General features: G+C 44.0%; 1 protein-coding gene. It reads left to right on the forward strand.

Annotated elements, in window-relative coordinates; translation table 11 throughout:
• Positions 1 to 642, forward strand: a 642-nt coding sequence (gene rpiA, locus SMIDD26_RS05245; RefSeq protein ID WP_134990190.1) for a ribose-5-phosphate isomerase RpiA, incomplete at its 5' end; no start/stop codon positions are given.
• Between the last annotated feature and the right edge of the window lie 49 nt (positions 643 to 691).

Raw genomic sequence — 691 nt, forward strand, 5'->3', positions numbered from 1 at the left:
TTTGTCAAGGATGGTATGGTTGTCGGACTGGGAACGGGTTCTACTGCCTATTATTTTGTCGAAGAAATTGGTCGTCGGATTAAGGAAGAAGGGTTGCAGATTACAGCTGTAACGACTTCTAGCGTGACTAGTAAACAGGCTGAAGGTCTTAACATCCCGCTCAAGTCTATTGACCAAGTAGACTTGGTTGATGTGACGGTTGATGGCGCGGATGAAGTGGATAGTCAGTTTAATGGAATCAAAGGTGGTGGCGGTGCCCTCCTAATGGAGAAGGTGGTTGCAACACCCTCTAAAGAATACATTTGGGTAGTTGATGAAAGCAAGCTGGTAGAGAAACTAGGTGCTTTTAAATTGCCAGTAGAAGTGGTTCAGTATGGTGCAGAGCAGGTCTTTCGTCATTTTGAACGAGCTGGCTACAAACCAAGTTTCCGTGAAAAAGACGGTCAACGTTTTGTGACGGATATGCAGAATTTTATCATTGACCTCGCCTTGGACGTCATCGAAGATCCAATTGCTTTCGGACAAGAATTGGACCATGTCGTTGGTGTCGTGGAGCACGGCTTATTCAATCAAATGGTGGATAAAGTGATCGTTGCTGGACGAGACGGGGTTCAGATTTTAACTTCAAAAAAAGGAAAATAGAAGGGGGCATAAGATGTCTAAATTTAATCGTATTCATTTGGTGGTACTG

The organism is Streptococcus mitis, from assembly GCF_001579035.1.
Classification (GTDB): domain Bacteria; phylum Bacillota; class Bacilli; order Lactobacillales; family Streptococcaceae; genus Streptococcus; species Streptococcus mitis_J.